A 25,204-nucleotide genomic window follows, 5' to 3' on the forward strand; every position below is an offset into this window, starting at 1 on the left:
GTCTGGCGCCATCGCGAGCAAGCTCGCTCCCACATTGGATTGCTTCACCCCTGTGGGAGCGAGCCTGCTCGCGAAGAGGTCGGCACATTCAACATTGATGGCGCCTGACACAACGCCAAACCCCTGCACAAAACGGATAAAGGTTTGCAACCCGCGGATATTCCAGCCTGCCCCCCCGTCCTAGCATGACCCCTGCCTGAACAATAACAATGGAGGCGGCGGCCATGACCCTGCGACCCGAATACCTGCATTCCCTGCTTGAAGATGATCCCGAGCAGGGCCTCTATCGCTGCAAACGCGAGATGTTCACCGACCCCCGGTTGTTCGATCTGGAGATGGAACACATCTTCGAGGGCAACTGGCTGTACCTGGCTCACGAAAGCCAGATCCCCAACATCAACGATTTCTACACCACCACCATGGGGCGCCAGTCGGTCTTCATCGCGCGCAACAAGGACGGTGTACTCAACGCCTTCATCAATGCCTGCAGCCATCGCGGCGCGACCCTGTGCCGGCACAAGTCCGGCAACAAGAGCTCCTACACCTGTCCGTTCCACGGCTGGACTTTCAACAACTCCGGCAAGCTGCTCAAGGTCAAGGACCCGGCCAACGCCGGCTACCCGGCGAGCTTCAACTGCGAAGGCTCCCACGACCTGACCCGTGTTGCGCGTTTCGAGTCCTATCGCGGCTTCCTGTTCGGCAGCCTGAAAGCCGATGTACTGCCACTGGTCGAGCACCTGGGCGAATCGGCGAAGATCATCGACATGATCGTCGACCAGTCGCCTGATGGCCTGGAAGTACTGCGCGGTTCTTCCAGCTACATCTACGAAGGCAACTGGAAACTCACCGCCGAAAACGGCGCCGACGGCTACCATGTCAGCTCCGTGCACTGGAACTACGCGGCCACCCAGAACCAGCGCAAGCAGCGCGAAGCCGGTGACACCAATCCGACCATGAGCGCCGGCAGCTGGGCCAAGCAGGGCGGTGGTTTCTATTCCTTCGACAAGGGCCACATGCTGCTCTGGACCCGTTGGGCAAACCCCGAGGACCGTCCGCTGTACGAGCGCCGCGATGAGCTGGCGCAAGACTTCGGCAAGGCCCGCGCCGACTGGATGATCGAGAACTCGCGCAACCTGTGCCTGTACCCGAACGTGTACCTGATGGACCAGTTCAGCTCGCAGATCCGCATCGCCCGGCCGATTTCGGTCAACCGCACGGAAATCACCATCTACTGCATCGCCCCCAAAGGCGAGAGCGACCACGCCCGTTCCAGCCGGATTCGCCAGTACGAGGATTTCTTCAACGTCAGCGGCATGGCAACGCCCGACGATCTGGAAGAGTTCCGCTCCTGCCAGACCAGCTACCAGGGCAGCGTCACCACCTGGAACGACATGTCCCGTGGTGCCGAGCACTGGATTGAAGGTGCCGACGACGCCGCCAAAGAGATCGACCTGCATCCGCTGCTCAGCGGCGTGCGTACCGAAGATGAGGGCCTGTTCGTGCTGCAGCACAAGTATTGGCAGCAGACCATGCTCAAGGCCCTGGCGGCCGAGCAGTCGAAGCTGATCGCCGTGGAGGACGTGTTATGAGCATTTCCTATGAAGCGGTGCGCGATTTCCTCTATCGCGAAGCGCGCTACCTCGATGACCGCCAGTGGGACGAATGGCTGGAAATGTACGCTCCCGACGCGACGTACTGGATGCCGTCCTGGGACGACAACGACGAGTTGACCGAGGACCCGCAGCGGGAAATCTCGCTGATCTGGTACGGCAACCGCACGGGTCTTGAAGACCGCATCTTCCGCATCAAGACCGAGCGCTCCAGCGCCAGCGTGCCGGACACCCGCACCTCCCACAACATCAGCAACATCGAGCTGCTCGAACAGGCCGACGGACTGTGCAAGGTGCGCTTCAACTGGCACACCCTGAGTTTTCGCTACAAGACCGTCGACAGCTATTTCGGCAGTAGCTTCTACACCCTCGACATGCGCGGTGAAAACCCGTTGATCAAGGCCAAGAAAGTGATCCTGAAGAACGACTACGTTCGCCAGGTCATCGATGTTTACCACTTGTGAGGCGGCCGTCATGACCCATTCCATCGCGTTCAATTTCGAAGACGGCGTCACCCGGTTCATCGACGCCAACGTGGGCGAAACCGTGGCCGATGCCGCGTACCGCCAGGGCATCAACATCCCGCTGGACTGCCGCGACGGCGCTTGCGGCACCTGCAAGTGTTTTGCCGAGACCGGCACCTACGATCTGGGCGAGGAGTACATCGAAGACGCCCTCAGCCCTGAAGAGGCCGCGCAGGGTTTTGTCCTGACCTGCCAGATGCGCGCCCAGAGCGATTGCGTGGTGCGAGTACCGACGTCCTCCGAGGTCTGCCGCACCCGTCAGGCCAGCTACGACGCGACCATCAGCGCCGTGCGCCAGTTGTCCGACAGCACCATCGCGCTGTCGATCAAGGGCGAAGCCCTGAGCAAGCTGGCGTTCCTGCCGGGGCAGTACGTGAACCTGGGGATTCCCGGCAGCGAGCAGACCCGTGCCTATTCGTTCAGCTCGTTGCAGCGCGACGGTGAGGTCAGTTTCCTTATCCGCAACGTGCCCGGCGGCCTGATGAGCAGCTTCCTGACCGGCATGGCCAAGGCCGGCGACTGCATGAGCCTGGCTGGTCCCTTGGGCAGCTTCTACCTGCGGGACATCCGTCGGCCGCTGTTGCTGCTGGCCGGTGGCACGGGGTTGGCGCCGTTCACCGCGATGCTGGAGAAGATCGCCGAGCAGGGCAGCGATCACCCGCTGCATCTGATCTACGGCGTGACCCACGATTTCGACCTGGTGGAAATCGACCGCCTCGAAACCTTTGCCGCACGTATCCCCAACTTCACCTTCAGCGCTTGCGTCGCCAGCCCTGAGAGCCAGCACCCGCTCAAGGGTTATGTGACCCAGCACATCGAGCCGAAGCATTTGAACGATGGCGACGTCGACGTCTACCTGTGCGGCCCGCCGCCGATGGTTGAGGCCGTCAGCCAGTTCATTCGCGAACAAGGCATCAAACCTGCGAACTTCTACTTCGAGAAATTTGCCGCCAGCGCGGCTTGAGTCCTGCAAAACTCCCTGATTGGCAAAGATCCAATGTAGGAGCGAGCCTGCTCGCGAAAGCGGTCCGGCAGTCACCCACTGTGTCGACTGGAAGGACCTCTTCGCGAGCAGGCTCGCTCCCACAGTTGAACTGCAACCTTCTTCATGAGGTTCACATGAACAAATTTCACGAAAAAGTCGCCCTGATCACCGGTGCTGCCCAAGGTATCGGGCGGCGGGTGGCCGAGCGCATGGCCGCCGAAGGGGCGAAGCTGATCCTGGTGGATCGCTCCGACCTGGTGTTCGAAGTCCAGCAACAGCTGGCGCCAACCACCCAGGTACTGGCCCTGACCGCCGACCTTGAGCAATACGAGGAGTGCAGTCGGGTGATGCAAACCGCGGTCGAGCGCTTCGGACGCCTCGATGTGCTGGTCAATAACGTCGGCGGGACGATCTGGGCCAAGCCGTTCGAGCACTATGAAGCGTCGCAGATCGAGGCCGAGGTTCGCCGTTCGCTGTTCCCGACTTTGTGGTGTTGCCATGCGGCGCTGCCGTTCATGCTGGAGCAGGGCAGTGGTGCGATCGTCAACGTATCCTCCATCGCCACCCGTAGCCTCAACCGCGTGCCCTACGGTGCGGCCAAGGGGGGGGTCAATGCCTTGACCGCTTGTCTGGCATTCGAAACCGCCGGTCGCGGCGTGCGGGTCAATGCCACGGCGCCTGGCGGCACCGAAGCACCGCCGCGACGCATACCCCGCAACGGTGCCGAGCAGAGTGAGCAGGAAAAGCTCTGGTACCAGCAGATCGTCGACCAGACCCTCGACAGCAGTTTGATGAAACGCTACGGCACCCTGGATGAGCAGGCGGGGGCTATTCTGTTTCTGGCCAGCGACGATGCGTCCTATATCACCGGCATGGTCATGCCCGTGGGCGGTGGCGATCAGGGCTGAGGCGAACGGCGAACAACCCCATCGGCAAACGGAGACATGGTGATGAGTGACAAACCCACGATCGTGCTGGTCCATGGTTTTTGGGGCGGTGCCGCCCACTGGAACAAAGTCATCGTCAAATTGCTTAGCCGGGGTGACACGCACATTCGTGCCGTCGAGTTGCCGCTGACGTCCTTGGCCGAAGATGCCGAGCGCACGCGCAAGATGGTCGCCCAGGTGCCCGGTCCGGTGCTGCTGGTGGGGCATTCCTATGGCGGCGCGGTGATCACCGAAGCGGGTGATTTGCCGAATGTGGTTGGGCTGGTATACATCGCCGCGTTCGCCCCGGACGCCGGTGAAAGCCCCGACAGCATCACGCAGCGGCATTTTCCGGCGGCGGCGGCCAACCTGGCTCCCGACAGCGACGGTTACCTGTGGGTCAAGCCAGAGCTCTATCACGAGAGCTTTTGCCAGGATCTGCCGGCGACCGAAGGGTTGGTCATGGGCATCACCCAGAAAGCGCCGCTGGCGAGCACCTTCGGTGACACCATTGGCACGGTGGCCTGGAAGAAAAAGCCATCGTGGTACCAGATTTCGTCTGACGACCGAATGATCGCGCCACAGAATCAGGAATGGATGGCTGAGCGGCTGAACGCCCGGGAGATTCTGACCTTGCATGCCAGTCACGCATCATTGGCCTCGATGCCCGCTGAAGTAGCGGCCTTGATCGACAGGGCAGCGACGGCGTTGGCCAAGGGCTAGGGGCCAAGTGCAACCGGAATGGGGAATTTTCATGGCGACGTCTGGTCGGTATTTTGGACAAGGGTGGGTGTAAGGTACGCAAGTCAACCTGATATCACTGCCCAGGAGGAGGTGACTATGAGTGTTCCGATGCTGAACAAAATGCACATGAACGGTTATGACGTACTCTGCGTGAACAATGGCCCCTGGCGGGTGTGCACACGAGGTGACCGGCTGGGATCGTTTGACAGTCGGGAAGAAGCACTGGCATTTGCCGCTTCGCTGCCCGGCTACAAGGCACGTGCCGGCAGGACTGCGGGCAGCCATCAAGCAAAATGAAGCCTGTAGGAGCGAGCTTGCTCGCGACGGTCGCTAACGATAACGCGTGCTTCCTGGCTAAACCCGGCGCGTTTGAGTCCATCGTCGGAACGCCGCCCGGAGCAAGCTCGCTCCTGCAAAGTCCTTAAGGGCGCTAGTAGCCACCGCCTCCGCTGGGGCGGGAGGGTTCCCGGGCCTTTTGTTGTGTGTGGCTCCATTCCGCGCAGGTCATGAAGCTTTTGTGGTCGACCATGCCGCGGTCGTCAAAGCTGACATTGAACGCCTGTTGATGGCCGGACTGACTCAGCTTGTAGTCAAAGCACGTGCCGGGTTCGACAGTCCGATCGGTGACCGCCAGGGGCTGGCCGCCGATTTGCCGGACTTGCTCCTGGGTCATGCCGGTGTCGACTTTCGCGACCAGCGGCTGGTCCTGGTAGATCGAGTTGGTGCTGCAGCCTGCCAACGCGGTCAGTGCGACGACCAGCGTGAATAGAGGCCTGTTCATGGCAGCGCTCCCGCTATTGAGCCTTGTTGCGGCTAATGACCTTGGCTTTCACTTCCTCGGCGTAGCCGGACAGTTTTTCTTCATCACCCTGAAACAAAGAACACAATCTTTGAACGGCTTGCGCGTCGGCTTCGCTCCCGAGCAGGCGCAATTGCTGCTCTATTCGCAGAAGCTCCACGGCCGACCAGCGCAAATCTGACGCAAGCCCTTGCAGATCACGCCGAAGTTCCTGTTCCGATTCGTTAAGCCACATGATGACCTCCTGAACTCTGCACACCGAAATTTTAGACCTCTTTACCGCACAGGATGTTGTGTTCGTCTGAATCGGTGGGGTTTCCTTTGGTCGGGAAAACTACAGCGAACGAGGAAATAAGCTGTCCTACTCTAGAGCCGGTTTTTCCTACGGGGGGCGACGTCAAATGACCGCAACCGATGATTTCAGGGCTCGGGCCCACGAGTTGATCGCTGACCTGGAGGCGGCGACCAACGAGATGATGCAACTGGTATCGGCCCGTCAACTCAGCGGGCCGCAATGGGAGCAAGTCACACAACGCCAGCATGAAGCCTACGAAAGATGGATGGATTATCTGAATTCAAGGAACTAACCCTGACAAGCGATATCAATGACACGCCGAATCGTTGGGGGATGGCTGTAGGGACGACGGCGAGCTACATTCTCTTTTTTCTAATTTAAGGAAACAGCATGCGGATGTTGATGGGGGGAGTCGTGTTGGCATTGCTGGGCGGGTGTTCGTTGCCGGCGTCGCTGGTACCGGGCGAGCCGAATGTCAGTAAGCACAGCGAGAAGGCGCCAAAAGAGTATGCGGCGTGCGTGTTGCCTGCCTGGCAAAAGGAAGTATCGAATACGACCCAGATTTCGATATCCAACGGATACCGCATCACCGCGCCCAGCGTAATCACGGCCGACGAAGTGGTGGATATCGTGAAGTACAAGGACGGCAGCCGGGTTTCGCTGTATCAGGGGCCGCCCTGGGCCAAGTCCGGCGACTTGCGCAAAATCGTGCGCGACTGTTTGTAAGCGCGAGAGGGTGAAAATCGGTCACCGACCGTTTTTCGACTCCATTGAAAAAAGGCCGGATGCCTGGCGTGCATCCGGTTTTTTTTGTGTGGATCAGTCCGAAAGGTTGGTCGTCGGGATGATTTGCTCACCGGTCTGGGCGGCACTTTTGCGTTCTCGGCGCTCGGTCATCCAGCTTTCCACTTTGACGCCGAACTCTGGCGGGGCCTTGCGTCCGAATTTCCTGGCGATGTCGAGGATGGTTTGTTGGGCGAGGGCCTCTTCCATGCGTTTTTGCGCAACCATCATCGCGCCATTGATAGCGCACAGTCCGTCCAATGCCCATTCAGGCGGGGCACCATTAAACACTGCGCAACGACCACGGATCTCCCGGCAATCGAATATCGACTTGCGGCCGTCGATGGCGTTGACGATATCCAGCAAGGTGATTTCGTCAGCCGGCCGGGCCAGCTTGAAGCCACCGCGCATGCCTTCAGTGGCGACCACCAGATTGGCCTTGGCCAGCTTGGTGAAGATTTTCGCCAGATAGTCCTGGGGGACACCTTGCAGATCGGCAAGGTCGCGCACGCTCGCTTCGCGTGAGTCGCCGCCGTTACCCACCAGAAAAAGCAGGCAGTGAATGCCGTATTCGACACCCGCGCTGTAAAGAGACATGCAAATCTCCGACTGAATTAGTCGCAAATTCTAGCAGCAGAAAGCAAGCAAGGCAACGAATCCCTCCTCGCCCAATCTTTTTTTCATGACCGAAAACGCTCCTGTGACTCGCTGAATACAGGGTATTCGGCTCATGGGTCACGGTTTTCGATGGCCGCTCTCGATAAAAACCTGTTGCAGGATTTAACTTGGATCAATACAGTCGTAGTTGCTCGGTCGCAGTGGCAGGCGCTTATCCAGGTACAACCCGGCGTCGGTCCTTGAACCCCTCAACGATTTTCAACACTTGGCTATCCCCCTGGAGTTAAAGATGAAGCAGCACATTCTGGTAATCGGCGCAGGTTTCGGTGGCATGTGGACCGCTTTGAGTGCCACGCGCCTGTTCGACATTCACGGCCACAACGACGTTGAAGTGACCGTGCTGGCTCCCCAGGCCGAGCTGCGTGTGCGCCCGCGCTTCTATGAGCCGAACGCCCACCAACTGGCCGCGCCGATTGGCGAGCTGTTCGATGCCGTAGGGGTCAGGTTCATCAAGGGCGCGGCACAGACCATCAACGTCGAACAGAAACGGGTCGGCTATGTCGATGCGGCGGGTGCCCAACAAGTTTGCAGCTACGACAAACTCGTTCTGGCCACCGGCAGCCGCCTGGCTTCGCCGAACACGCCGGGCGTGGCCGAACATGCCTTCGACGTCGATCAGATCGAACAGGCCGTGCGTCTGGAAAACCACCTCAAGGCACTGGCCAATCAGCCCGAAAGCAAGGCGCGCAACACGGTGGTGGTGGCCGGTGGCGGTTTCACCGGGATCGAAACGGCGACTGAAATGCCGAGCCGCCTGCGGGCCATCCTCGGCGACCGTGCCGACATCAATGTGATCATCGTCGACCGCGGCGATAAGATTGGCGGCTCGATGGGTGAGGAAATTGCCGAATCGATCGTCGAGGCCAGCCTGGCAACCGGCGTGCAATGGCACTTGAAAGCCTCGGTGGTGTCGGTCGATGCCAACGGCGTGACCCTGTCCGATGGTGCTCGCATCGACGCAAATACCGTGGTCTGGACCACCGGCGTCCGCGCCAGCTCCCTGACCGAGCAGATTCCGGCCGAACGCGATCACCTGGGCCGTCTGCATGTCGATGCACACCTGAAAGTCATTGGTCAGGACGACATCTTCGCCACCGGCGACGTTGCCTATGCGGCCAGTGACGAGATCGGCAACTACGCCTTGATGACCTGTCAGCACGCTATTTCGCTCGGCCGCCATGCCGGCAACAACGTCGCCGCGCAGCTTCTCGGTGTGAACCCGACGCCCTACAGCCAGCCGAAGTACGTGACCTGTCTCGATCTGGGCACCTGGGGCGCGGTGTACACCGAGGGTTGGGATCGTCAGGTCAAGTTGGTCAAGCATGAAGCCAAGGCATTGAAGACTCAGATCAACACCCAGTGGATCTACCCACCGGCGGCTGATCGCGCCTCGGCGCTGGCTTCGGCGGATCCGATGATTCCTGTGGCCTGATTGATTCGAACATCACGTCTGAATAAAAAATCCCGCTCGGGTTCGCCTGAGCGGGATTTTTTACGCGTTGATTGCTTGTGTGAAATTTACCGTGTATTTTTTCATGAAATTAAAAATACAAAATTTCACGAGGCCGTATGTTTCAGCAATCCACCCGGCATGTCGCCAGTTACTACGCCCATACCTGCGCCGATCGTCTGGTCGATCGAGCCGCACTGGAAGGTGAGCAAGACACCGAAGTGCTGATCATCGGGGCCGGTTTCAGTGGCTTGCACACGGCTTTACGCCTGGCGCTGGCCGGCAAGCGCGTGACCTTGCTCGAAGCCAGCCGGGTGGCCTGGGCCGCGTCCGGGCGTAATGGCGGGCAGGCGATTCTCGGCTGGTCGTGCGACATGCCACCGCTGGAAGCGGCGCTGGGTTACGAGCGGGCTCGGCGCCTGTGGGACGGCATGCGCTGGGCCGCGCGCGAGCTGCGTGACTTGCCCGGCCGGCATGAGTTCGATTGCGACTACCGCGCCGGCCATCTCTGGACCTCGGTGATGCCCCGTCGGGTAGGCCTGCTGACCGAATGGCAACACGAGGCCAGCCACAAGTGGGGCCACGACAAACTGCAATTTATCGAGCGCAGCGATTTGCCGCGGTGGGTTGCCAGCGAGCGCTATCAGGCCGGCCTGTTCGATCCCGAGGGCGGGCATCTGAATCCGCTGAAACTGGCCCTGGGCCTGGCCGATGCGATCGAGCGTGCCGGTGGCCGCATCCATGAGCTAAGCAAGGCGCTGAGCTATGGCGAGGAGGGCGACGGGTTTGTGGTGACCACCGAGGGCGGTCGTATTCGCGCCGACGTGCTGGTGCTGGCGTGCAACGCTTACCTCGACCGACTCGACCCGCAACTGGCCAGTTGCGTATTGCCGGTCGGGACCTATCAGGTCGCGACTGCACCGCTGACGAAGGAGCAAGCCACCGCGTTGCTGCCGAGTAACGTGTGCGTGACCGACAACCAGTTCGTGCTCGACTATTTCCGCCGCACCCCGGACAACCGCCTGCTGTTCGGCGGCGGTTGCACTTACCTGGGCGGGATGCCGAAGGATATCGCCGCCGCGACCCGGCCGTTCCTGGAACGGGTGTTCCCGCAACTCACCGGCGTCGATCTGGAGTTCGCCTGGGGCGGCCACATCGACCTGACCCTCAAGCGCACGCCGGATATCGGCCGCCGTGGCGATCTGTACTGGATGCAGGGGTATTCCGGGCATGGTGTGCTGCCGACACTGGCCGCGGCGCGGGCGGTGTCCGACGCGGTACTCGGTCAGCCCGACGAGTTGTCCCTGTACCAGGGACTGAACAACGGCAGTTTTCCCGGCGGCAAATACCTGGCCGCGCCGCTGGAAGCCATCGGCAAGGCCTGGTATCGACTGCGCGACAGCATTTGAAGCGACACTTTCTGGAAGCCTCTAGATGGACATGCAAGAAGAAATCTCGGCGCTGGCGATCCTGATCCAGGACCTGCGCAAGCACAAGAAGTACACCCTGAAGGAACTGGCGGACAAAATCGGGCGCTCCGTGGGGTTTCTGTCCCAGGTCGAGCGCGGCCTGTCGCGCCCGACCGTGGCGGACTTGACCGCCATCAGCGAAACCCTGGGGGTGCCGACCACCTATTTCTACAGCCTGCCCAAACCCATGGCCTTGTCCTGGGTCACCCGCCCCGACGAGCGCCGCACGCTGTACTACGCCGACGGCATCACCGACATCCTCGTTTCGCCAAAGATGCGCGCATCGTTCTCGATGCTCGAAAGCCAGCTGGAGCCCGGTGCCAGCAGCGGCGACCGGCACATGAAGGACAGTTCCGAGCAGGGCGGTTATGTCCTGGAAGGGGAGCTGACCCTGTGGCTCGACGATAAGGAACCGGTGACCCTGCATCCCGGCGACAGCTTTCAACTGGCCAGCCATGCGCACTGCCGCTACGGCAACCTGTCCGACCAACTGACCCGCGTGCTTTGGGTTTACACCTGATAACAACAAGGAACAAAACGATGGATGCTGTGTGCTCTGAACTGCTGGCCGAGGTTCGCAACTTCCGCCACTGCAACCCCGAAGTGCGATACGTCGACCTGATCTCCCTGGACATTCCGGGGCATTTCTACGGCAAGCGCTACCCGATCGAGATGCTGGAAAAAGTCGCTGCCGGCAGTGCACTGAAGTTGCCGCAGAACTGCGTGCTGCTCGGCACCCAGGGCGGGCTGTTCAAGATCGGCGATTACTGCTTCAACGATGGTGACCCGGATGCGCTGCGCCGTTTGGTGCCTGGCACCTTGAAGCTCGTGACCTGGGAAAAGCAGCCCTTGGGCCAGATGCTGATTACCTCCGACGGCACACAAAAACCCATCGAATTCGAACCCCGCGAAGTGCTGGCGCGGGTGCTGGACCGGCTCAAGCACAAGGGCATTTTCCCGGTGGTGGCCTTCGAGTTGGAGTTCTACCTGTTCGACAGCCGCCTGAAGGACGGCTTGCCGCAATTTCCCCGTGACGAGCTGAGCGGCGATGCGGATGATCAGCCGAACATGCACATCGAACGCTTGTCGCGATTCGCCCCGGTGCTCGATGAAATGGTCGAGACCGCGCGTGAGCAAGGCGTCGATGCCACGGTGATCACCGCCGAGCTCGGCCCGGGCCAGTTCGAAATCAACTTCGGCCATTGCGATGACGGCCTGCGCGCCGCCGACTGGGCGGCCCTGTTCTGTCGCAGCACCCGAGGCGTGGCGCTCAAGCACAACTACCGCGCCAGCTTCATGGCCAAACCCTACCTGCAGCACCCGGGCAGCGGTATGCACGTGCACGTCAGCCTGTATGACCAGGCCGGCAACAACCTGTTGGCGGCGAACGGGCAGCGGGCGTTGCGTCATGCCGTGGCCGGTTGCCTGGATGTGTTGCCGCACTGCATGCCGATCTTTGCCCCGAACCACAACGCCATGCGCCGTTTGAGCGGCACGGTGAACGTCGCGTCCCGCGCCAGTTGGGGCTTCGAGGATCGCGATGCCTGCTTGCGTATTCCAGAGTCGGACATCAAGAACCTGCGCATCGAACATCGCCTGGCGGGCGCCGATGCCAACCCTTATTTGGCGTTGGCGGCGATTCTGGTAGGGCTGGAACAGGGTCTTGAAGGGGAGCGCGAGCCGATTGCACCGCTCAACGAAGACCGCGGCAGTGGCATCGATTTTCCGCTGGAAATGCTCGAAGCGGTGCAGTCCATGCAAAATCATGCATCGCTGCGCGAAGGCTTGGGGGCGGAGTTTGTGGACGTCTACTGCGAAAACAAACGTCAGGATCATCTGGCATTTCTGCATGACATCAGCGCGCGGGAGTATCGCTGGTTTCTCTAGTCTCCCTTAGAAAATATTTGGATATTGAAGGGGTTAGAAGGATTAGTAACTGGATAGTGAATAAAAATATCTTGTTACAGGCCGAAATATTCCGTAATATCCGCGCCGCGTTCACCACCACGGTTTATGCATTTTTAAATCCCAGGCGTCCATCAGCTGCCTGGGATTTTTTTTGCCTGAAATTTAGTCGGCCGCTGACTCCATCATCGGCGCTCGCTTGCCGAGCTTCATCAGCCAGTAATAACTCAACCCCGGCACCAGCAACCCGACCACCCATGCCAGATCCACTCCGTCCAGCGCCGTGGCTACCGGGCCGACGTACAGCGTGGTGTTCATGAACGGAATTTCCAGGGCAATCGCCAGCAGGAAACTGCCGCAGGCGATCCAGTTGATGCGTCCGTAGATCCCGTTCAGGTCGAAGATGTCGTCAATCCGGTACTGGCCTTTGCGCAGGCAGTAGTAGTCCACCAGATTGATCGCCGTCCACGGGATCAGGAAATAGCTCATGAAGAAGATGAAGTTGAGGAAGAAGTTGATGAAATCGTCCTGACTGATGGTGCACAGGGCCGTGGCCACCAGGCTGATCAGCAGCATGAACACACCGCGTACTCGCGGGGTCACCTTGAGTCGGGCGAAAGGCTCGATCACGGTGATGGTCGACATGAACGCGCCGTACAGGTTGAACACGTTGATCGACACCTGACCGTAGACGATGAAGGCGAACAGCAGCACCGCGCCAGCGCCGAACAGACCGGCGACATGCCCACCGACGTTGCTGGAAAAGTCGCCGATGCCGACGCTCAGGATCGCCCCGAGAATCATCATCCACGCGCCGCCGCTGACCGTGCCGGCGTAGCTGTACCAGAACACCTGGGCAGTCGGCGTGCTGCTCGGCAGGTAGCGTGAGTAGTCGGCGACGTAAGGCGCGTAGGACAGTTGCCAGGTCACGGCAATGCTCACCGCCACCAGGAACTTCGACAGCGAGAAGCCGGTTGGCAGCCATTGTTCGGCCGGGATCGGCAACTGCAAGGCGAGCACCGTGGCCGCCACGAACACCACCAGCGACAGAATCGACAGCAGCTTCTGCAAGCGGTGGATCAACCGATAGCCATAGAGCGCGACGACGAAGCACAGCGCGCCGATCAGGTAGATATTGCCGGACATCGACAGCGGGCTGACCGACTCCAGCGCCTGGGCCGCGAGCAAGGTGTTGCTGACGAAGAAGCCCAGGTAGATCAGCATCACGAACAGCAGCGGCAGCACCGCCCCCAACACGCCGAATTGCGCCCGGCTCTGGATCATTTGCGGAATGCCCAGCTTCGGTCCCTGGGCCGAGTGGGAGGCCATGAAGATCGCCCCCAGCAACGAGCCGATGATGATCGCCAGCGCACTCCAGAACAGGTTGAGCCCCATCACCACCGGCAACACGCCGGAGGCAATGGTGGTGATGTTCATGTTGGCGCCGAACCAGATATAGAACAGCGAACCCGGCTTGCCGTGGCGTTCAGGCTCGGGGATGAAATCGATGCTTCTTTTTTCGACTTGCATGGCGATCACTCCTGAGTCCGGACGAGACGGGATTGCAGACGGGCGATGGTGCTTTGCAGCTCATGGGGCTGGTGGGCGAACAGGTCTGGGCGCTCGGGAATCAGGCTGATGTGATCTTGTTGTTGCAGGGCGCGCTGGCACTCGGTCGTGGTGAGGATTTCCAGCGCGTAGACCCAGTTGGCCATGATCAGCAGGGCCGAGTAATGCCCGGCCTCGGTGGTCGTGGTGCAGGCATCGCTGACCAGGCGCACGCGATAACCGAGGGCGAAGGCATCGAACACACTGGTCAGCACGCAGACGTCGGTCAGCACACCGCAGACGATCAGCGTGTCGACCTCCATTGCCTTGAGTCGTGCATCGAGGTCGGTGCGGTGAAAGGCACTGTAACGGCCCTTGTCGATGATCAATTCACCGGGCTGCGGCGTCAGCGACTCGATGATTTCCACTTGTCGGGTGCCGGCGCGGTAAGTGCCGGGGCCACCGTCGGCGGCCAGGGGTTCGCCGTAGGGCAGGTCGCTGCCGTCGGCCTGATTGATGTGGCGGGTATAGAAGACAGGCATCCGCTGACGGCGGACGGTATCGAGCAGGGCGGCGGTATGGGCGACCACTCTGTCGAGGTTTTCCAGGACGAAGGCGTCCTCCTGCTGCATGTCGATGATCAACAGCGCGTTGTTATTGTTCATTGGGCAAACCTGATCAAGGCGAAACACGATGCACCGTACGCGCCATGCAATGGCGAGACGCGAGGTGCGTGATTGGCTGTTCGGGTGGGCTCAGTGAACTATTTGCCAGAAGCCGTTCTGCTTGGCCGCAACGCTGGCGCGCAGGCGCTTGAAATGCAGGTGCGAAGCGGTCCATCCGCCGCGCAGGTAAGCCCGCGCGGCGCAGCAGGGAAGGGCGAGTGGTGGGAGACGACCAGTCATCATTGAAATCGACCCTTGTGGGAACGCCTGCTCCCACAGGACAAATGATGCCTGTAGGAGCGAGCTTGCTCGCGAAAAACTTCGGGGCAACGCAGTCATTCAGATGGCGCGCGTTATCGTTGGCGTCCATCGCGAGCAGGCTCGCTCCTACAGTTGATGTCGCAGGGCGCCGCAATCAGCGGAACGCTGGCACCACGTGCTTGATGAACAGATCCAGGGATTTTTTCTTCTCCGCGTGGGGCAGGCTGTTATCGCACCAGAAGCTGAATTCGTCGACCCCCAGTTCCTGGTAGTACTTGATGCGCGGAATGATTTCTTCCGGGGTGCCGATCATGGCGGTCGTGTGCAGGCTTTCCAGTTCGAACTCAGGGCGACCGGCGAACTTCTCTTCCGGGCTCGGCGCGAGGAAACCGTTAACCGGAGTGGTCTTGTTGCCGAACCAGGCATCGAAGGTGCGGTAGAACTTCGAGATCGCCTTGGCCCCGACTTCCCAGCCCTGCGGATCGTCGGCGGTGTGCACGTGGGTGTGACGCAGCACCATCAATTGCGGGCGCGGTACGCCAGGGTTGTTGTCGAGCGCGGCCTGGAATTTGTTCTTCAGGTCGAGGACTTCTTCGTCGCCTTTCATCAGCGGCGTGACCATGACGTTGCAGCCATTGGCCACGGCGAAGTTATGCGAGTCAGGGTCACGGGCGGCGATCCACATCGGTGGGTTGGGCTGCTGGATCGGCTTGGGCACGCTGGTGGAGGTGGGGAATTTCCAGATGTCGCCGTCATGGGCGTAGTCGCCGTTCCACAATGCCCGCACCACCGGAACCATTTCCCGCAACGCCTGGCCGCCGGAGGAGGCAGGCATGCCGCCGGCCATGCGGTCGAACTCGATCTGGTAGGCGCCACGGGCCAGGCCGACCTCCATGCGTCCATTGCTGATCACGTCGAGCAACGCGCATTCACCGGCCACCCGCAGCGGATGCCAGAACGGCGCGATGATGGTGCCGGCGCCGAGGTGAATGGTGGTGGTCTTGCCCGCCAGATAAGCCAGCAGCGGCATCGGGCTTGGCGAGATGGTGTACTCCATGGCGTGGTGCTCGCCGATCCACACGGTGCTGAAACCACCGGCCTCGGCCATCAGGGTCAGTTCGGTCAGGTCTTCGAACAACTGGCGGTGGCTGACGCTTTCGTCCCAACGCTCCATGTGTACGAACAGGGAAAACTTCATGACGCTTACCTCGGATCTTTTGTTATTGGCCCGTCGGCGCAGGGCATTGATGATTGTTGGTATACCATAATACTGGATAGCTGCAACTGAAATGTCAAATCAGGCCAGAACGGGCAGGGCGCCCATCTTGCCGTGGCAATACACCAGCGGGCCGGCATTCTGGTTGGGCACGATCAGGTTCTTCACCGCACCTACCATGATCGCGTGGTCACCGCCTTCATACTCGCGCCACAACTCACATTCGATGACCGCCGTGGCGTTGGCCAGAATTGGGTTGCCCAATTCGCTGAGCGTCCACTCGATCCCCAGGGCCTTGTCCTTGCCTTTGCGCGCGAAGGCATAGGCTTCGTTTTGCTGGCCGCCAGACAGCACGTGGATGGCAAAACGTTTGTTCTTGATCAACACCGGGTAGGAATCGGAGCTGTAGTTGGGGCAGAACAGCACCAGGGCCGGGTCCATCGACAGCGAGCTGAAGGCGCTGGCAGTCAGGCCGACGATTTGCCCGTCGTCATCGAGGGTGGTGATCACGGTCACTCCGGAAGGGAACGAACCCATGACTTGTTTGTAGATGGCGGCATCGATCATTGGACGGTCCTCGGATGGTGTGACGCATTTTTATGTGTTTGTAGGTCTGATGGTATACCGTAATACATCTATTGCAAGGTCTTTTTAGGTGAACCGATAAACGTATGGTTTTCGTCGGAAACTCAATGATTACGAGGCTTTCAGCTGGAAAGTGCTGGCGTGAATCGGGCAGGATGCCGGCTCAGATGCTTGTTCAAAGACCGGATCAGTCTTGTTTAAAGTTTGGAATACCATAATATGGTCGGCATCTGAGGGCGGCCAGAGAGTCCCCCCGGTTTGACTTCATACAAAGATAAGAACAGACAAACTCGAGTTCATGCACATGTCCCAGATGTCCCGGCAAGATCCGTTGATCGAGAACCATACGGTCGACTACGTTCCACTCGCAGAGCGCCACGGGAAGGCCCGCGATCTTTTCACCCTGTGGTTCAGCACCAACATCGCGCCACTGCCCATCGTCACCGGCGCCATGGTGGTCCAGGTGTTCCACCTCAATCTGTTCTGGGGCTTGCTGGCGATTGCCCTCGGGCATATGGTCGGCGGTCTGGTGATTGCGTTGGCATCGGCTCAGGGGCCGTGCATGGGCATCCCGCAGATGGTGCAGAGTCGTGGTCAGTTCGGCCGCTACGGCGCGCTGCTGATCGTGTTCTTCGCGGCGTTGATCTATATCGGCTTCTTCATCTCCAACATCGTGTTGGCGGGTAAGTCGATTGTCGGCATTGCGCCGTCGGTCCCGGTGCCGGCCAGCATCCTCATCGGTGCCCTCAGCGCCACGGCCATCGGGGTGATCGGTTATCGCTTCATCCATACCCTGAACCGCATCGGCACCTGGGTGATGGGCAGTGCCTTGCTCGCCGGTTTCCTCTATATCTTCGCCCATGACCTGCCGGCGGACTTCTTCACGCGCGGCGGATTCAACCTGTCCGGCTGGTTGGCCACGGTGTCGCTGGGCATCATCTGGCAGATCAGCTTCTCGCCGTACGTGTCGGACTACTCGCGCTACCTGCCAGCGGATATCGGTATCACCCGGCCATTCTTCGCCACCTACCTGGGGGCGACCCTGGGCACGATCCTGTCGTTCACCTTCGGTGCCGTGGCGGTACTGGCAACCCCGGAAGGCACCGAGGCGATGGCGGCGGTCAAACAGTCCACCGGCTGGCTGGGGCCGATCCTGATGGTGTTGTTCCTGCTCAACATCATCAGCCACAACGCCTTGAATCTGTATGGCGCGGTGCTGTCGATCATCACCTCGATCCAGACCTTCGCCAGCCAGTGGACGCCGAGCATCAAGGTGCGCATGGTGTTGTCGAGCATCGTGCTGGCGGGCTGCTGCGTGGTGGCGCTGGGTGCCTCGGCGAACTTCATTTCGCAGTTCATCGGCCTGATCCTGGCGCTGTTGCTGGTGTTGGTGCCGTGGGCCTCGATCAACCTGATCGACTTCTACCTGATCAAGCGTCGACGCTATGACATCGCCTCGATCTTCCGTGCTGACGGCGGTATCTACGGTCGTTTCAACCTGCACGCGATCGTTGCCTACTTCATCGGCATCATCATGCAGCTGCCATTTGCCAACACGTCGTTGTACGTCGGGCCGTACGCCAATCTGGTGGAGGGCGCGGACCTGTCGTGGCTGGTAGGGCTGGTGGTGACGTGCCCGTTGTATTACTGCCTGGCTACACGCAATCAGTCGCAGGAAAGTCGTTCGGCAGCGCTCGGCTACACCGACTGAGGCAAAAACCTTTCATGTTCGTCTGAAAATGCCCGGCGCGTTGCCATAATGCTGTTCGGTTAAGGATTCTGTAGGAGCGAGCTTGCTCGCGATGGACTCAAGAGCGCCGCGTTTAGCCAGTAAATACGCGTAATCGTTAACGACCATCGCGAGCGAGCTCGCTCCTACAGTGAAGGCGATGTGCCGGGCATTTTTGTTTTCGCTGACCGCTCAGGATTGCTTGAACGCATTCAGGCCGCGTTGTACCGCCGGCCTGGCTTCGATGGTGTCGAACCAGCGCGATAGCTGTGGAAGTTGCTTCCAGTCCAGCCGGTCACGAAACGCAGTGACGATGGTGAACGCCGAAATGTCGGCCATGGAGAACTGCGCACCGGCCATGAATTCGCCCGTCAAAAAACTTTCCGCGTAGGTCAGTTGCTCGATCACCCGCAGATCGATGATCGCCGCCGCCTTGTCCTGCCCCGCCTGGTGCAGAAAAAACGCGGCATGGCTGGGGGCGATGACATCGGTCACGAAAAAGAAATAGCGGTCGATCACCCGGGTGCGTGCAGGTCCTGGCTGCGCCGGTGCAAGCTTTCCGGGGGCAATGGAGTCGGCGTACTGGATGATGGCATTGGACTGGTTGATGACCAGCGCCGGTGTCGTACCGTGATCGATCAGGGTCGGGACTTTCCCGGCCGGGTTAAGCGCCAGGAAGGCCGGCCCACGATGCTCCTGTGCATACAGGTCGAGCCTGCGTGCGGTGTAGGCGATGCCTGACTCTTCCAGGGCAATCGCTGCCCGCAGGCTGTTGCCGGTGTTGGCGCCGTACAGTTCGATTTGATTGTTCATGGGCCATTGCTCTTGTCGGGACAAACAGGCAGCCGACGAACGCTGCCGATGATCTCAGTATGATGAAAATCCGCCGCACCGATATGCAAAAACAGTGATCGTCCATACCCCTGCGCGACAAGCCTTATCCCTGCACGAAAACTACTTTCACCGCGTTTGATAATAGCCTCTCGAAATGTTTTAAGAGTTTCACAAGCCAGTCAGCCAACCTTCACCTCGAACGTCCGATGCTCATGCCACTCATCGAGCGCGCCTGTTTTCGCGCCCGTGTTGAGCGTTGCTGCGTGGGCGGCAATCGGGTCCTGGCTGGCGGTGAAACCTTCAAATAACGATAAGAAACACCCAGGAGCACCCTATGTTCAAACGAGCGATTCCCACCGCAGTCCTGCTGGCCGCCGGTTCGGTGTGCGCACAGGCGGCTGACACCGCAGCCCATGGTTTTCTCGAAGACAGCAAGGCCAGTCTCTCGATGCGCACCCTGTACTTCAACAGCGACAATCGCGATGGAGGCGCGGCCCCTTCGAAAACCGAAGAGGCGGCCCAGGGTTTCGTGTTGCGCTATGAATCCGGATTTACCCAGGGCGCGGTGGGGTTCGGGCTCGATGCCCAGGCGCTGCTCGGCATCACGCTGGACAGCGGCGCGGGGCGCCACGTCGGTAGCGGCATGATTCCTTCCGACGGCGACGGCGCGGCCCCCGCCTGGAGCAGCTTCGGCCCTACGGCGAAGATGCGCCTGGCCAGGACGGAATTTCGCTACGGCACCTTGCTGCCGAAATTGCCGATCCTTCTGGCGAACGATGCCCGTGTGTTGCCGCAATCGTTTACCGGCGCGCAGGTCACCTCGAACGACATCGATGGCCTGACGTTGACCGGTGGTGTGCTCGAGCACGCGGTAGGGCGGGCCTCGACGGACCGCACAGGCCTGTCGGTGGCCGGTAGCACGCAGGACAGCAACAAGTTCTACTACGCCGGCGGTGACTACAACCTCACCAGGAATCTCAAGACCCAGTATTACTTCGCGCAGCTGGAGGATTTCTACAACCAGAATTTTCTCGGCCTGACGCACATCCTGCCAATCGACAGCGCCAGCTCTCTGACCACCGACCTGCGCTACTTCCGCACCACGTCGAGCGGCGCCAACAGCTCTGCCTCCGGCCGCGCGCAAGGCTATCGGGTATCGGGTTACACCGACGACAACGACGGTGAAATCGACAACAGCACCTGGTCAGCGATGATCACCTACACACACGGTGGTCACGCGGTATCGGTGGGGCATCAACGGGTGGGCGACGGCAGCAACTTTGTCCAGCCCAACCAAGGCAGCCTGGTGGACAAGGGGGCGGGTGGCGGCAGCGTCTACCTGCCCACCGACAAGATGATCCAGAACTTTGCCCGGGCCGGTGAGCAGACCAATTTCGGGCAATACACCTACGACTTCGCGCCCCTGGGCGTGCCGGGCCTGAAAGCCTCGATCGTGTATCTGAAGGGCACGGACATCAAGGCGCAAAACGCCAGTGACCAGTCCGAGTGGGAGCGCGACATGACCCTGGACTACGTGCTGCAATCGGGCACGTTCAAGGGGGTGGGGTTCACGCTGCGTAATGCCAAGTCCAATACTGACGCCGGGCGCAATGTGGATCAGAACCGGTTCATCATCAATTACACCTTGTCGTTGTTGTAATCACACCACAATCCCCTGTAGGAGTGAGCTTGCTCGCGATGGCGGTATGTCAGGCGACATCGATGTCGAATGTGCCGGCCTCTTCCCGAGCAGGCTCGCACTGTGATTTGGGTGGTTCGCAGATTTTGCGTACAGCCACTGGACCTGTGGGAGCGAGCCTGCTCGCGAAGGCGGTATGTCAGGCGACATCGATATTGAATGTGCCGGCCTCTTCGCGAGCAGGCTCGCTCCTACAGTGATTTGGGTGGTTCGCAGATTTTGCGTACAGCCACTGGACCTGTAGGAGCGAGCCTGCTCGCGATGGCGGAGTGTCTGTCGACATCGATGTCGAATGTGCCGGCCTCTTCCCGAGCAGGCTCGCACTGTGATTTGGGTGGTTCGCAGATTTTGCGTACAGCCACTGGACCTGTGGGAGCCTGCTCACGAAGGCGGTATGTCAGGCGACATCGATATTGAATGTGCCGGCCTCTTCGCGAGCAGTCTCGCACTGTGATTTGGGTGGTTCGCAGATTTTGCGTACAGCCACTGGACCTGTGGGAGCGAGCCTGCTCGCGAAGGCGGTATGTCAGGCGACATCGATATTGAATGTGCCGGCCTCTTCGCGAGCAGGCTCGCTCCCACTGTGATTTGGGTGGTTCGCAGATTTTGCGTACAGCCACTGGACCTGTGGGAGCGAGCCTGCTCGCGATGGCGGAGTGTCTGTCGACATCGATGTCGAATGTGCCGGCCTCTTCGCGAGCAGGCTCGCTCCCACAAATCAAGGTTGCTCGCTGCTTGCGCTCACGCGTGGTTGCTCCTTGTCCCAAAGCGCAACCAACCCACCGAAAGTCCCGACATAAGCCGTGCCATCCGGCGCCAGGGTGATCGGCGACCAGTTGTTGTCGAAGGCCTGGCCGACCCCGCTCAGTGCCTTGAATCGGGTCTGGCCGCTGGCGAAATCCAGCGCCATCAGGTACCAGGCGTTCTCGCCGTTGGCTTGCGGTTCGAAGGTGTAGAAGTACAACAGGCCGTTGCCTACCGAGAGTTTGGGGACCACCGAAGGCGAACGCTCTTTCGATTCCCAGATCCGGTCGCAGCCCGACTCATCGGTGCGGATGTCGATGCGGCTGATGCCGCCATGCACGGCCTGCCAGTCCTTTTGCGCGAAGGCGCTGGTGTAGCCGGCGTTGTTCTCGAGGATGATCGAGCGACCCCAGCCGATGGCCGAGTTGTCGGTGGCCGAGGCGTTGTGGTCGAACACCGGCAGTTTGCAGATCAGGCGGTTGCCGGCGTAGTCCTGCTCGCGGCGGTAGACCAGCAGGTTGATGCGCCCGTCGCTGTTGTCGGTGATGGTGACGTAGCGTTCGCCCAGCAGGGTCGGTGTGGTGCCGCTGCCCTGATTGATCGCGCCGACCTTGCGCCTGGTGCCACGGTCGTACACTTCGCGCCAGTCTTGCACGGGCTTGCCCTCGGCATCGGCGGCAAAGCGGTACAGGGCGTGGTCGGACACCAGATAGACACCATCGGCCGCCACCGACATGCCGTTCTGGATTTCTTCGTTGGTCAGTTGAATGCCCTGGACCTTGCCGGAGTCCGGGTTCAGGGTGCCGATGCGGCCGCGTCGAGTGATCCACCAGATCAAGCCCTGATGATCGGGCATGACCCCGGTGATGGGGTCGCATTCACCTTTGGGAAACCAGTTGGTGGGCCTCACGCAATCGTGGGGAACCTTGTCGCTCAGGTCCCAATTGCCGACTTCTTCGAACGACCACGCACCGGATTCATCCTGACGATGCACTACGCGCCGGATGTGCTGCTCGGCATCGGCGATGACCACGCGATTCTGTTCGTCGACATAGAAATAGGCGCCGGAGGTGTCGGCCATGATCTTGTCCGGGTCCAGGGTAATCAGCGCGTGGAAAGTCGACGGACGCGGCGGCAGCGGGTAGCGGGCCAGCAGTTCGAGGGTGCGTGGTTCGAGTAGTTGCAGTTCGAACTGCATCAGGTTGGCGCACAGCACCACCAGGCGACCCTGCTGATCGAAGGTATGGATCGGGCACATACCACCTGGTTTGCGGCTGCCGTCGCGGCTGCTCGTTTGCATGTCGCGGCCCAATGGACCGGGGCCCGGGTGCGAGTCGGAACTGTAGCCGTCGGAATGCATGTAGCTGCTGCCATTGCTGGCCATGTAGGGGTTGGCGGGCACGGCACCGCTCAACGGTTGCGCGACAGCGGCACTGCCGATCAGTGGCGGGGCATTACCGGTGCTGGCCAGCGGTTGCGGGTCATAGGGTTCGGAACAGGCACTGAGCAGGCCGAGCAGGGGCAGGGCAAGCAGGAGTGGAGCACGCATCGAAGCCTCGCGATCTTGTTATTGGTGTAATGCGTAATAAGCAGCAAACAGGCTGCGCAGGCATCGGCAGTTTGGACTAACCGGGGATTGATTTGCGGACTGTCGCTGCTGGCCAGCGCGGTGCATGCCGAACAGCGCGAATTGCGGGTGTACAACTGAGCGGATTACATCCTGCCGTCCGTGCCCAAGGATTTCGCCAAGGACAGCGGGATCGTTAACGATAACGCGTGTTTACTGGCTAAACGCGGCGCTCTTAAGTCCATCGTCGGAACGCCGCCCGGAGCAGGCTCGCTCCCACAGTTTGTTCTGTGTAGGGCTTATCGAAAAAACTCCCCCGGTGTTTCGCCGAACTGCTGGCGGAAGGCCGCGATAAACGCCGACGTCGAGTCGTAGCCACAGGCCAATGCGACGTCGGTCACTCGCTCGCCCTGTTCCAGTGGCGTCAGGGCGCCGAGCAGGCGCAAGCGCTGGCGCCAGGCGCGAAAGGTCAGGCCGGTGTCGCGCAGGAACAGGCGACTGAGGGTTTTCTCGGTGACGCCGAATTGGTCGCTCCAGTGGCTGAGGGTGGTCTGTTGCTCGGGGTGCGACTCCAGGCTTTGGGCGATTTGCCGCAATCGGCTGTCCTGGGGCAAGGGCAGCATCAAATCGATCTGTGGCGCCTGCGCCAACTGATCCAGAATCACTTGGGCCAACCGCCCGTGCGGCCCGCTCTGATCGTATTCCACCGGAACCTGACTGAAGGCACGGATCAACTCGCGCAACAGATCGCTGACCCCCAGCACATGACAACCCGGCGGCGCCCAGGTCGAGACGCTGCAATCGATGTACAGGCTGCGCATTTCCGTGCGCGGCGAACTGAACACCCGGTGCGGCATGCCCGCCGGTATCCACACCGCCCGCTCTGGCGGGGCGACGAAACGCCCGACGCCGGTCTGTATTTCGAGCACGCCCGCAATCGCATAGGAAAGCTGCACCCACGGATGGCTGTGGCGCCGGGTCAGGGCGCGATTGGGCAGCGATTCGGTACGGCCGTAGAGCGGTCGTGGCAGGCTGGAAATCCCGGGAACACTGCGTCGAACACTCTTGTCATGTCCTTTAGGCGGCATCGGCTGGCTCATCGGCGTTAGTCGGTAATTCCCAGTCACGTTAGAGTCGCTTTCACGTACTGGCAACCCCCGGATGATCAACCCCATGACTCGCCCCCGTCTGTTACCCGACAACTTCACCCTGACCCTGATCGGCGTCGTGACACTCGCCAGCCTGCTGCCCGCCAGCGGCCAGGTCGCGGTCGGTTTTGGCTGGCTGACCAACATCGCCATCGCGCTGCTGTTTTTCCTGCATGGCGCCAAGCTGTCCCGCGAATCGATCATTGCCGGTGCCGGGCACTGGCGCCTGCATCTGCTGGTGTTCAGCCTGACCTTCGTGCTGTTCCCGCTGCTCGGCCTGGCGCTCAAGCCGCTGCTGTCGCCGCTGATCGGCAATGACCTGTACATGGGCATGCTCTACCTGTGCGCGCTGCCCGCCACGGTGCAGTCGGCGATTGCCTTTACCTCGCTGGCACGGGGCAACATCCCGGCGGCGATTTGCAGCGCGGCGGCGTCCAGCCTGTTCGGGATTTTCCTCACGCCGTTACTGGTGACCCTGTTGCTCAATGTGCACGGCGAAGGCAGCTCGACCCTCGACGCCATCCTCAAGATCAGCGTGCAGTTGCTGCTGCCGTTCATTGCCGGGCAGATTGCGCGGCGCTGGATCGGCAACTGGGTGGCGCGCAACAAGAGCTGGTTGAAGTTCGTCGACCAGGGTTCGATTTTGCTGGTGGTCTACGGCGCGTTCAGCGAAGCGGTAATCGAAGGCCTCTGGCAGCAGATTCCGTTACTGGATCTGGTCGGGCTGGTGGTGGTCTGTTGCATCGTTCTGGCGCTGGTGTTGGTGGCTTCGACCGTGCTGGGCAAGGCATTCGGCTTCAACCAGGAAGACCGCATCACCATTCTCTTCTGCGGTTCGAAGAAAAGCCTGGCGACCGGCGTGCCGATGGCGCAGGTGTTGTTTGCCGGTAGCACCATTGGTTTGCTGATCTTGCCGCTGATGCTGTTCCACCAGATTCAACTGATGGTCTGTGCGGTGTTGGCGCAGCGCTATGCCAAGCGGCCGGAATCGATTCCGGAACTGATGGCCCAGGTCGATCCCTGATTGGCCAGCCGTGGCG

25 protein-coding genes are annotated in these 25,204 nt (G+C 60.5%); 15 read left to right on the forward strand and 10 right to left on the reverse strand.

Features of this window, described 5'->3' with window-relative positions; all coding sequences use genetic code 11:
- Window positions 1-224 precede the first annotated feature (224 nt).
- The 6 genes from benA to BSF44_RS07030 all read left to right on the forward strand — a co-directional run bounded on the left by benA (window position 225) and on the right by BSF44_RS07030 (window position 5,086).
- Entirely contained in the window at window positions 225-1,589 is a 1,365-nt protein-coding gene (benA, locus tag BSF44_RS07005; RefSeq protein ID WP_095942881.1) for a benzoate 1,2-dioxygenase large subunit, read from the forward strand.
- A complete protein-coding gene (gene benB / locus BSF44_RS07010) occupies window positions 1,586-2,074 on the forward strand; it encodes a benzoate 1,2-dioxygenase small subunit (RefSeq protein WP_095942882.1) in 489 nt (162 codons plus the stop codon). The genes benA and benB overlap by 4 nt, the downstream gene beginning before the upstream one ends.
- Before the next feature lie 10 nt (window positions 2,075-2,084).
- Window positions 2,085-3,098 (forward strand): benzoate 1,2-dioxygenase electron transfer component BenC, encoded by a 1,014-nt coding sequence (benC, locus tag BSF44_RS07015; RefSeq protein ID WP_095942883.1) that lies wholly within the window; start codon window positions 2,085-2,087, stop codon window positions 3,096-3,098.
- 155 nt (window positions 3,099-3,253) lie between these two features.
- Window positions 3,254-4,027: a 1,6-dihydroxycyclohexa-2,4-diene-1-carboxylate dehydrogenase gene (locus tag BSF44_RS07020; protein ID WP_095942884.1), complete on the forward strand. Its 774-nt coding sequence runs from the start codon at window positions 3,254-3,256 to the stop codon at window positions 4,025-4,027.
- A 42-nt stretch (window positions 4,028-4,069) separates the two neighbouring features.
- Window positions 4,070-4,768, forward strand: coding sequence for an alpha/beta hydrolase (locus tag BSF44_RS07025; protein ID WP_095942885.1), 699 nt, complete (start codon window positions 4,070-4,072; stop codon window positions 4,766-4,768).
- Between the two features lie 117 nt (window positions 4,769-4,885).
- On the forward strand, window positions 4,886-5,086 hold the full coding sequence (locus tag BSF44_RS07030; protein WP_095942886.1) for an SPOR domain-containing protein: 201 nt from the start codon (window positions 4,886-4,888) through the stop codon (window positions 5,084-5,086).
- A 133-nt stretch (window positions 5,087-5,219) separates the two neighbouring features.
- Here the strand turns inward: BSF44_RS07030 and osmE are convergent, their stop codons facing one another.
- Both osmE and BSF44_RS07040 read right to left on the reverse strand, forming a co-directional pair.
- Window positions 5,220-5,570, reverse strand: coding sequence for an osmotically-inducible lipoprotein OsmE (gene osmE / locus BSF44_RS07035; RefSeq protein ID WP_008053782.1), 351 nt, complete (start codon window positions 5,568-5,570; stop codon window positions 5,220-5,222).
- Window positions 5,571-5,583: 13 nt separating this feature from the next.
- Entirely contained in the window at window positions 5,584-5,823 is a 240-nt protein-coding gene (locus BSF44_RS07040) for a hypothetical protein (RefSeq protein WP_008021270.1), read from the reverse strand.
- A 166-nt stretch (window positions 5,824-5,989) separates the two neighbouring features.
- Here BSF44_RS07040 and BSF44_RS07045 point away from each other — a divergent pair, with 166 nt between their 5' ends.
- A complete protein-coding gene (locus BSF44_RS07045; protein ID WP_095942887.1) occupies window positions 5,990-6,175 on the forward strand; it encodes a hypothetical protein in 186 nt (61 codons plus the stop codon).
- Between the two features lie 98 nt (window positions 6,176-6,273).
- Window positions 6,274-6,609, forward strand: coding sequence for a hypothetical protein (locus tag BSF44_RS07050; RefSeq protein WP_095942888.1), 336 nt, complete (start codon window positions 6,274-6,276; stop codon window positions 6,607-6,609).
- A gap of 93 nt (window positions 6,610-6,702) precedes the next feature.
- Here BSF44_RS07050 and BSF44_RS07055 read toward each other — a convergent pair whose 3' ends face one another.
- Entirely contained in the window at window positions 6,703-7,263 is a 561-nt protein-coding gene (locus BSF44_RS07055; protein ID WP_095942889.1) for an Rrf2 family transcriptional regulator, read from the reverse strand.
- Between the two features lie 310 nt (window positions 7,264-7,573).
- Between BSF44_RS07055 and BSF44_RS07060 the strand changes: the two genes are divergently transcribed.
- The 4 genes from BSF44_RS07060 to BSF44_RS07075 all read left to right on the forward strand — a co-directional run bounded on the left by BSF44_RS07060 (window position 7,574) and on the right by BSF44_RS07075 (window position 12,150).
- Window positions 7,574-8,776 (forward strand): NAD(P)/FAD-dependent oxidoreductase, encoded by a 1,203-nt coding sequence (locus tag BSF44_RS07060; RefSeq protein ID WP_095942890.1) that lies wholly within the window; start codon window positions 7,574-7,576, stop codon window positions 8,774-8,776.
- 137 nt (window positions 8,777-8,913) lie between these two features.
- Window positions 8,914-10,203 (forward strand): FAD-binding oxidoreductase, encoded by a 1,290-nt coding sequence (locus BSF44_RS07065; protein ID WP_095942891.1) that lies wholly within the window; start codon window positions 8,914-8,916, stop codon window positions 10,201-10,203.
- 25 nt (window positions 10,204-10,228) lie between these two features.
- Window positions 10,229-10,783, forward strand: coding sequence for a helix-turn-helix domain-containing protein (locus BSF44_RS07070; RefSeq protein WP_095942892.1), 555 nt, complete (start codon window positions 10,229-10,231; stop codon window positions 10,781-10,783).
- Between the two features lie 20 nt (window positions 10,784-10,803).
- Complete coding sequence (locus BSF44_RS07075) at window positions 10,804-12,150, forward strand: glutamine synthetase family protein (RefSeq protein WP_095942893.1); 1,347 nt, start codon at window positions 10,804-10,806, stop codon at window positions 12,148-12,150.
- A 183-nt stretch (window positions 12,151-12,333) separates the two neighbouring features.
- On the opposite strand, the gene BSF44_RS07080 is transcribed toward BSF44_RS07075, so the two are convergent.
- The 4 genes from BSF44_RS07080 to BSF44_RS07095 all read right to left on the reverse strand — a co-directional run bounded on the left by BSF44_RS07080 (window position 12,334) and on the right by BSF44_RS07095 (window position 16,425).
- Window positions 12,334-13,698 (reverse strand): cytosine permease, encoded by a 1,365-nt coding sequence (locus tag BSF44_RS07080; protein WP_095942894.1) that lies wholly within the window; start codon window positions 13,696-13,698, stop codon window positions 12,334-12,336.
- 5 nt (window positions 13,699-13,703) lie between these two features.
- The gene (locus tag BSF44_RS07085; protein WP_095942895.1) at window positions 13,704-14,381 is read right to left on the reverse strand and encodes a cysteine hydrolase family protein; all 678 of its coding nucleotides are present in this window, start codon (window positions 14,379-14,381) and stop codon (window positions 13,704-13,706) included.
- Between the two features lie 415 nt (window positions 14,382-14,796).
- On the reverse strand, window positions 14,797-15,840 hold the full coding sequence (locus BSF44_RS07090) for an LLM class flavin-dependent oxidoreductase (protein WP_095942896.1): 1,044 nt from the start codon (window positions 15,838-15,840) through the stop codon (window positions 14,797-14,799).
- Window positions 15,841-15,939: 99 nt separating this feature from the next.
- Window positions 15,940-16,425, reverse strand: coding sequence for a flavin reductase family protein (locus BSF44_RS07095; protein ID WP_095942897.1), 486 nt, complete (start codon window positions 16,423-16,425; stop codon window positions 15,940-15,942).
- A 322-nt stretch (window positions 16,426-16,747) separates the two neighbouring features.
- Between BSF44_RS07095 and BSF44_RS07100 the strand changes: the two genes are divergently transcribed.
- Complete coding sequence (locus BSF44_RS07100; protein WP_095942898.1) at window positions 16,748-18,154, forward strand: cytosine permease; 1,407 nt, start codon at window positions 16,748-16,750, stop codon at window positions 18,152-18,154.
- 210 nt (window positions 18,155-18,364) lie between these two features.
- Here BSF44_RS07100 and BSF44_RS07105 read toward each other — a convergent pair whose 3' ends face one another.
- A complete protein-coding gene (locus BSF44_RS07105; protein WP_095942899.1) occupies window positions 18,365-18,985 on the reverse strand; it encodes a glutathione S-transferase family protein in 621 nt (206 codons plus the stop codon).
- Window positions 18,986-19,340: 355 nt separating this feature from the next.
- Between BSF44_RS07105 and BSF44_RS07110 the strand changes: the two genes are divergently transcribed.
- On the forward strand, window positions 19,341-20,666 hold the full coding sequence (locus BSF44_RS07110) for an OprD family porin (protein ID WP_095942900.1): 1,326 nt from the start codon (window positions 19,341-19,343) through the stop codon (window positions 20,664-20,666).
- A 757-nt stretch (window positions 20,667-21,423) separates the two neighbouring features.
- Here BSF44_RS07110 and BSF44_RS07120 read toward each other — a convergent pair.
- Together BSF44_RS07120 and BSF44_RS07125 are read right to left on the reverse strand one after the other, a co-directional pair.
- Window positions 21,424-22,998, reverse strand: coding sequence for a hypothetical protein (locus tag BSF44_RS07120; RefSeq protein ID WP_095942902.1), 1,575 nt, complete (start codon window positions 22,996-22,998; stop codon window positions 21,424-21,426).
- A gap of 317 nt (window positions 22,999-23,315) precedes the next feature.
- Complete coding sequence (locus BSF44_RS07125) at window positions 23,316-24,104, reverse strand: helix-turn-helix domain-containing protein (protein ID WP_095942903.1); 789 nt, start codon at window positions 24,102-24,104, stop codon at window positions 23,316-23,318.
- An 85-nt stretch (window positions 24,105-24,189) separates the two neighbouring features.
- Between BSF44_RS07125 and BSF44_RS07130 the strand changes: the two genes are divergently transcribed.
- The gene (locus BSF44_RS07130) at window positions 24,190-25,188 is read left to right on the forward strand and encodes a bile acid:sodium symporter family protein (RefSeq protein ID WP_095942947.1); all 999 of its coding nucleotides are present in this window, start codon (window positions 24,190-24,192) and stop codon (window positions 25,186-25,188) included.
- Window positions 25,189-25,204: the final 16 nt, after the last annotated feature.

The sequence above is a fragment of the Pseudomonas sp. ACN8 genome (assembly GCF_002303925.1).
Lineage (GTDB): Bacteria > Pseudomonadota > Gammaproteobacteria > Pseudomonadales > Pseudomonadaceae > Aquipseudomonas.

Bases quoted from the DNA above. Each gene is read 5' to 3' on its own strand.
- BSF44_RS07075 (WP_095942893.1), top strand. From the start codon at position 10,804: ATGGATGCTGTGTGCTCTGAACTGCTGGCCGAGGTTCGCAACTTCCGC.
- BSF44_RS07090 (WP_095942896.1), bottom strand. From the start codon at position 15,840: ATGAAGTTTTCCCTGTTCGTACACATGGAGCGTTGGGACGAAAGCGTC.
- benB (WP_095942882.1), top strand. From the start codon at position 1,586: ATGAGCATTTCCTATGAAGCGGTGCGCGATTTCCTCTATCGCGAAGCG.
- BSF44_RS07030 (WP_095942886.1), top strand. From the start codon at position 4,886: ATGAGTGTTCCGATGCTGAACAAAATGCACATGAACGGTTATGACGTA.
- BSF44_RS07050 (WP_095942888.1), top strand. From the start codon at position 6,274: ATGCGGATGTTGATGGGGGGAGTCGTGTTGGCATTGCTGGGCGGGTGT.
- BSF44_RS07045 (WP_095942887.1), top strand. From the start codon at position 5,990: ATGACCGCAACCGATGATTTCAGGGCTCGGGCCCACGAGTTGATCGCT.
- BSF44_RS07060 (WP_095942890.1), top strand. From the start codon at position 7,574: ATGAAGCAGCACATTCTGGTAATCGGCGCAGGTTTCGGTGGCATGTGG.
- BSF44_RS07110 (WP_095942900.1), top strand. From the start codon at position 19,341: ATGTTCAAACGAGCGATTCCCACCGCAGTCCTGCTGGCCGCCGGTTCG.
- BSF44_RS07080 (WP_095942894.1), bottom strand. From the start codon at position 13,698: ATGCAAGTCGAAAAAAGAAGCATCGATTTCATCCCCGAGCCTGAACGC.
- BSF44_RS07095 (WP_095942897.1), bottom strand. From the start codon at position 16,425: ATGATCGATGCCGCCATCTACAAACAAGTCATGGGTTCGTTCCCTTCC.
- BSF44_RS07020 (WP_095942884.1), top strand. From the start codon at position 3,254: ATGAACAAATTTCACGAAAAAGTCGCCCTGATCACCGGTGCTGCCCAA.
- BSF44_RS07085 (WP_095942895.1), bottom strand. From the start codon at position 14,381: ATGAACAATAACAACGCGCTGTTGATCATCGACATGCAGCAGGAGGAC.
- BSF44_RS07105 (WP_095942899.1), bottom strand. From the start codon at position 18,985: ATGAACAATCAAATCGAACTGTACGGCGCCAACACCGGCAACAGCCTG.
- BSF44_RS07040 (WP_008021270.1), bottom strand. From the start codon at position 5,823: ATGTGGCTTAACGAATCGGAACAGGAACTTCGGCGTGATCTGCAAGGG.
- BSF44_RS07100 (WP_095942898.1), top strand. From the start codon at position 16,748: ATGTCCCAGATGTCCCGGCAAGATCCGTTGATCGAGAACCATACGGTC.
- BSF44_RS07025 (WP_095942885.1), top strand. From the start codon at position 4,070: ATGAGTGACAAACCCACGATCGTGCTGGTCCATGGTTTTTGGGGCGGT.
- BSF44_RS07070 (WP_095942892.1), top strand. From the start codon at position 10,229: ATGGACATGCAAGAAGAAATCTCGGCGCTGGCGATCCTGATCCAGGAC.
- benC (WP_095942883.1), top strand. From the start codon at position 2,085: ATGACCCATTCCATCGCGTTCAATTTCGAAGACGGCGTCACCCGGTTC.
- BSF44_RS07055 (WP_095942889.1), bottom strand. From the start codon at position 7,263: ATGTCTCTTTACAGCGCGGGTGTCGAATACGGCATTCACTGCCTGCTT.
- BSF44_RS07120 (WP_095942902.1), bottom strand. From the start codon at position 22,998: ATGCGTGCTCCACTCCTGCTTGCCCTGCCCCTGCTCGGCCTGCTCAGT.
- BSF44_RS07130 (WP_095942947.1), top strand. From the start codon at position 24,190: ATGACTCGCCCCCGTCTGTTACCCGACAACTTCACCCTGACCCTGATC.
- BSF44_RS07065 (WP_095942891.1), top strand. From the start codon at position 8,914: ATGTTTCAGCAATCCACCCGGCATGTCGCCAGTTACTACGCCCATACC.
- BSF44_RS07125 (WP_095942903.1), bottom strand. From the start codon at position 24,104: ATGCCGCCTAAAGGACATGACAAGAGTGTTCGACGCAGTGTTCCCGGG.
- osmE (WP_008053782.1), bottom strand. From the start codon at position 5,570: ATGAACAGGCCTCTATTCACGCTGGTCGTCGCACTGACCGCGTTGGCA.
- benA (WP_095942881.1), top strand. From the start codon at position 225: ATGACCCTGCGACCCGAATACCTGCATTCCCTGCTTGAAGATGATCCC.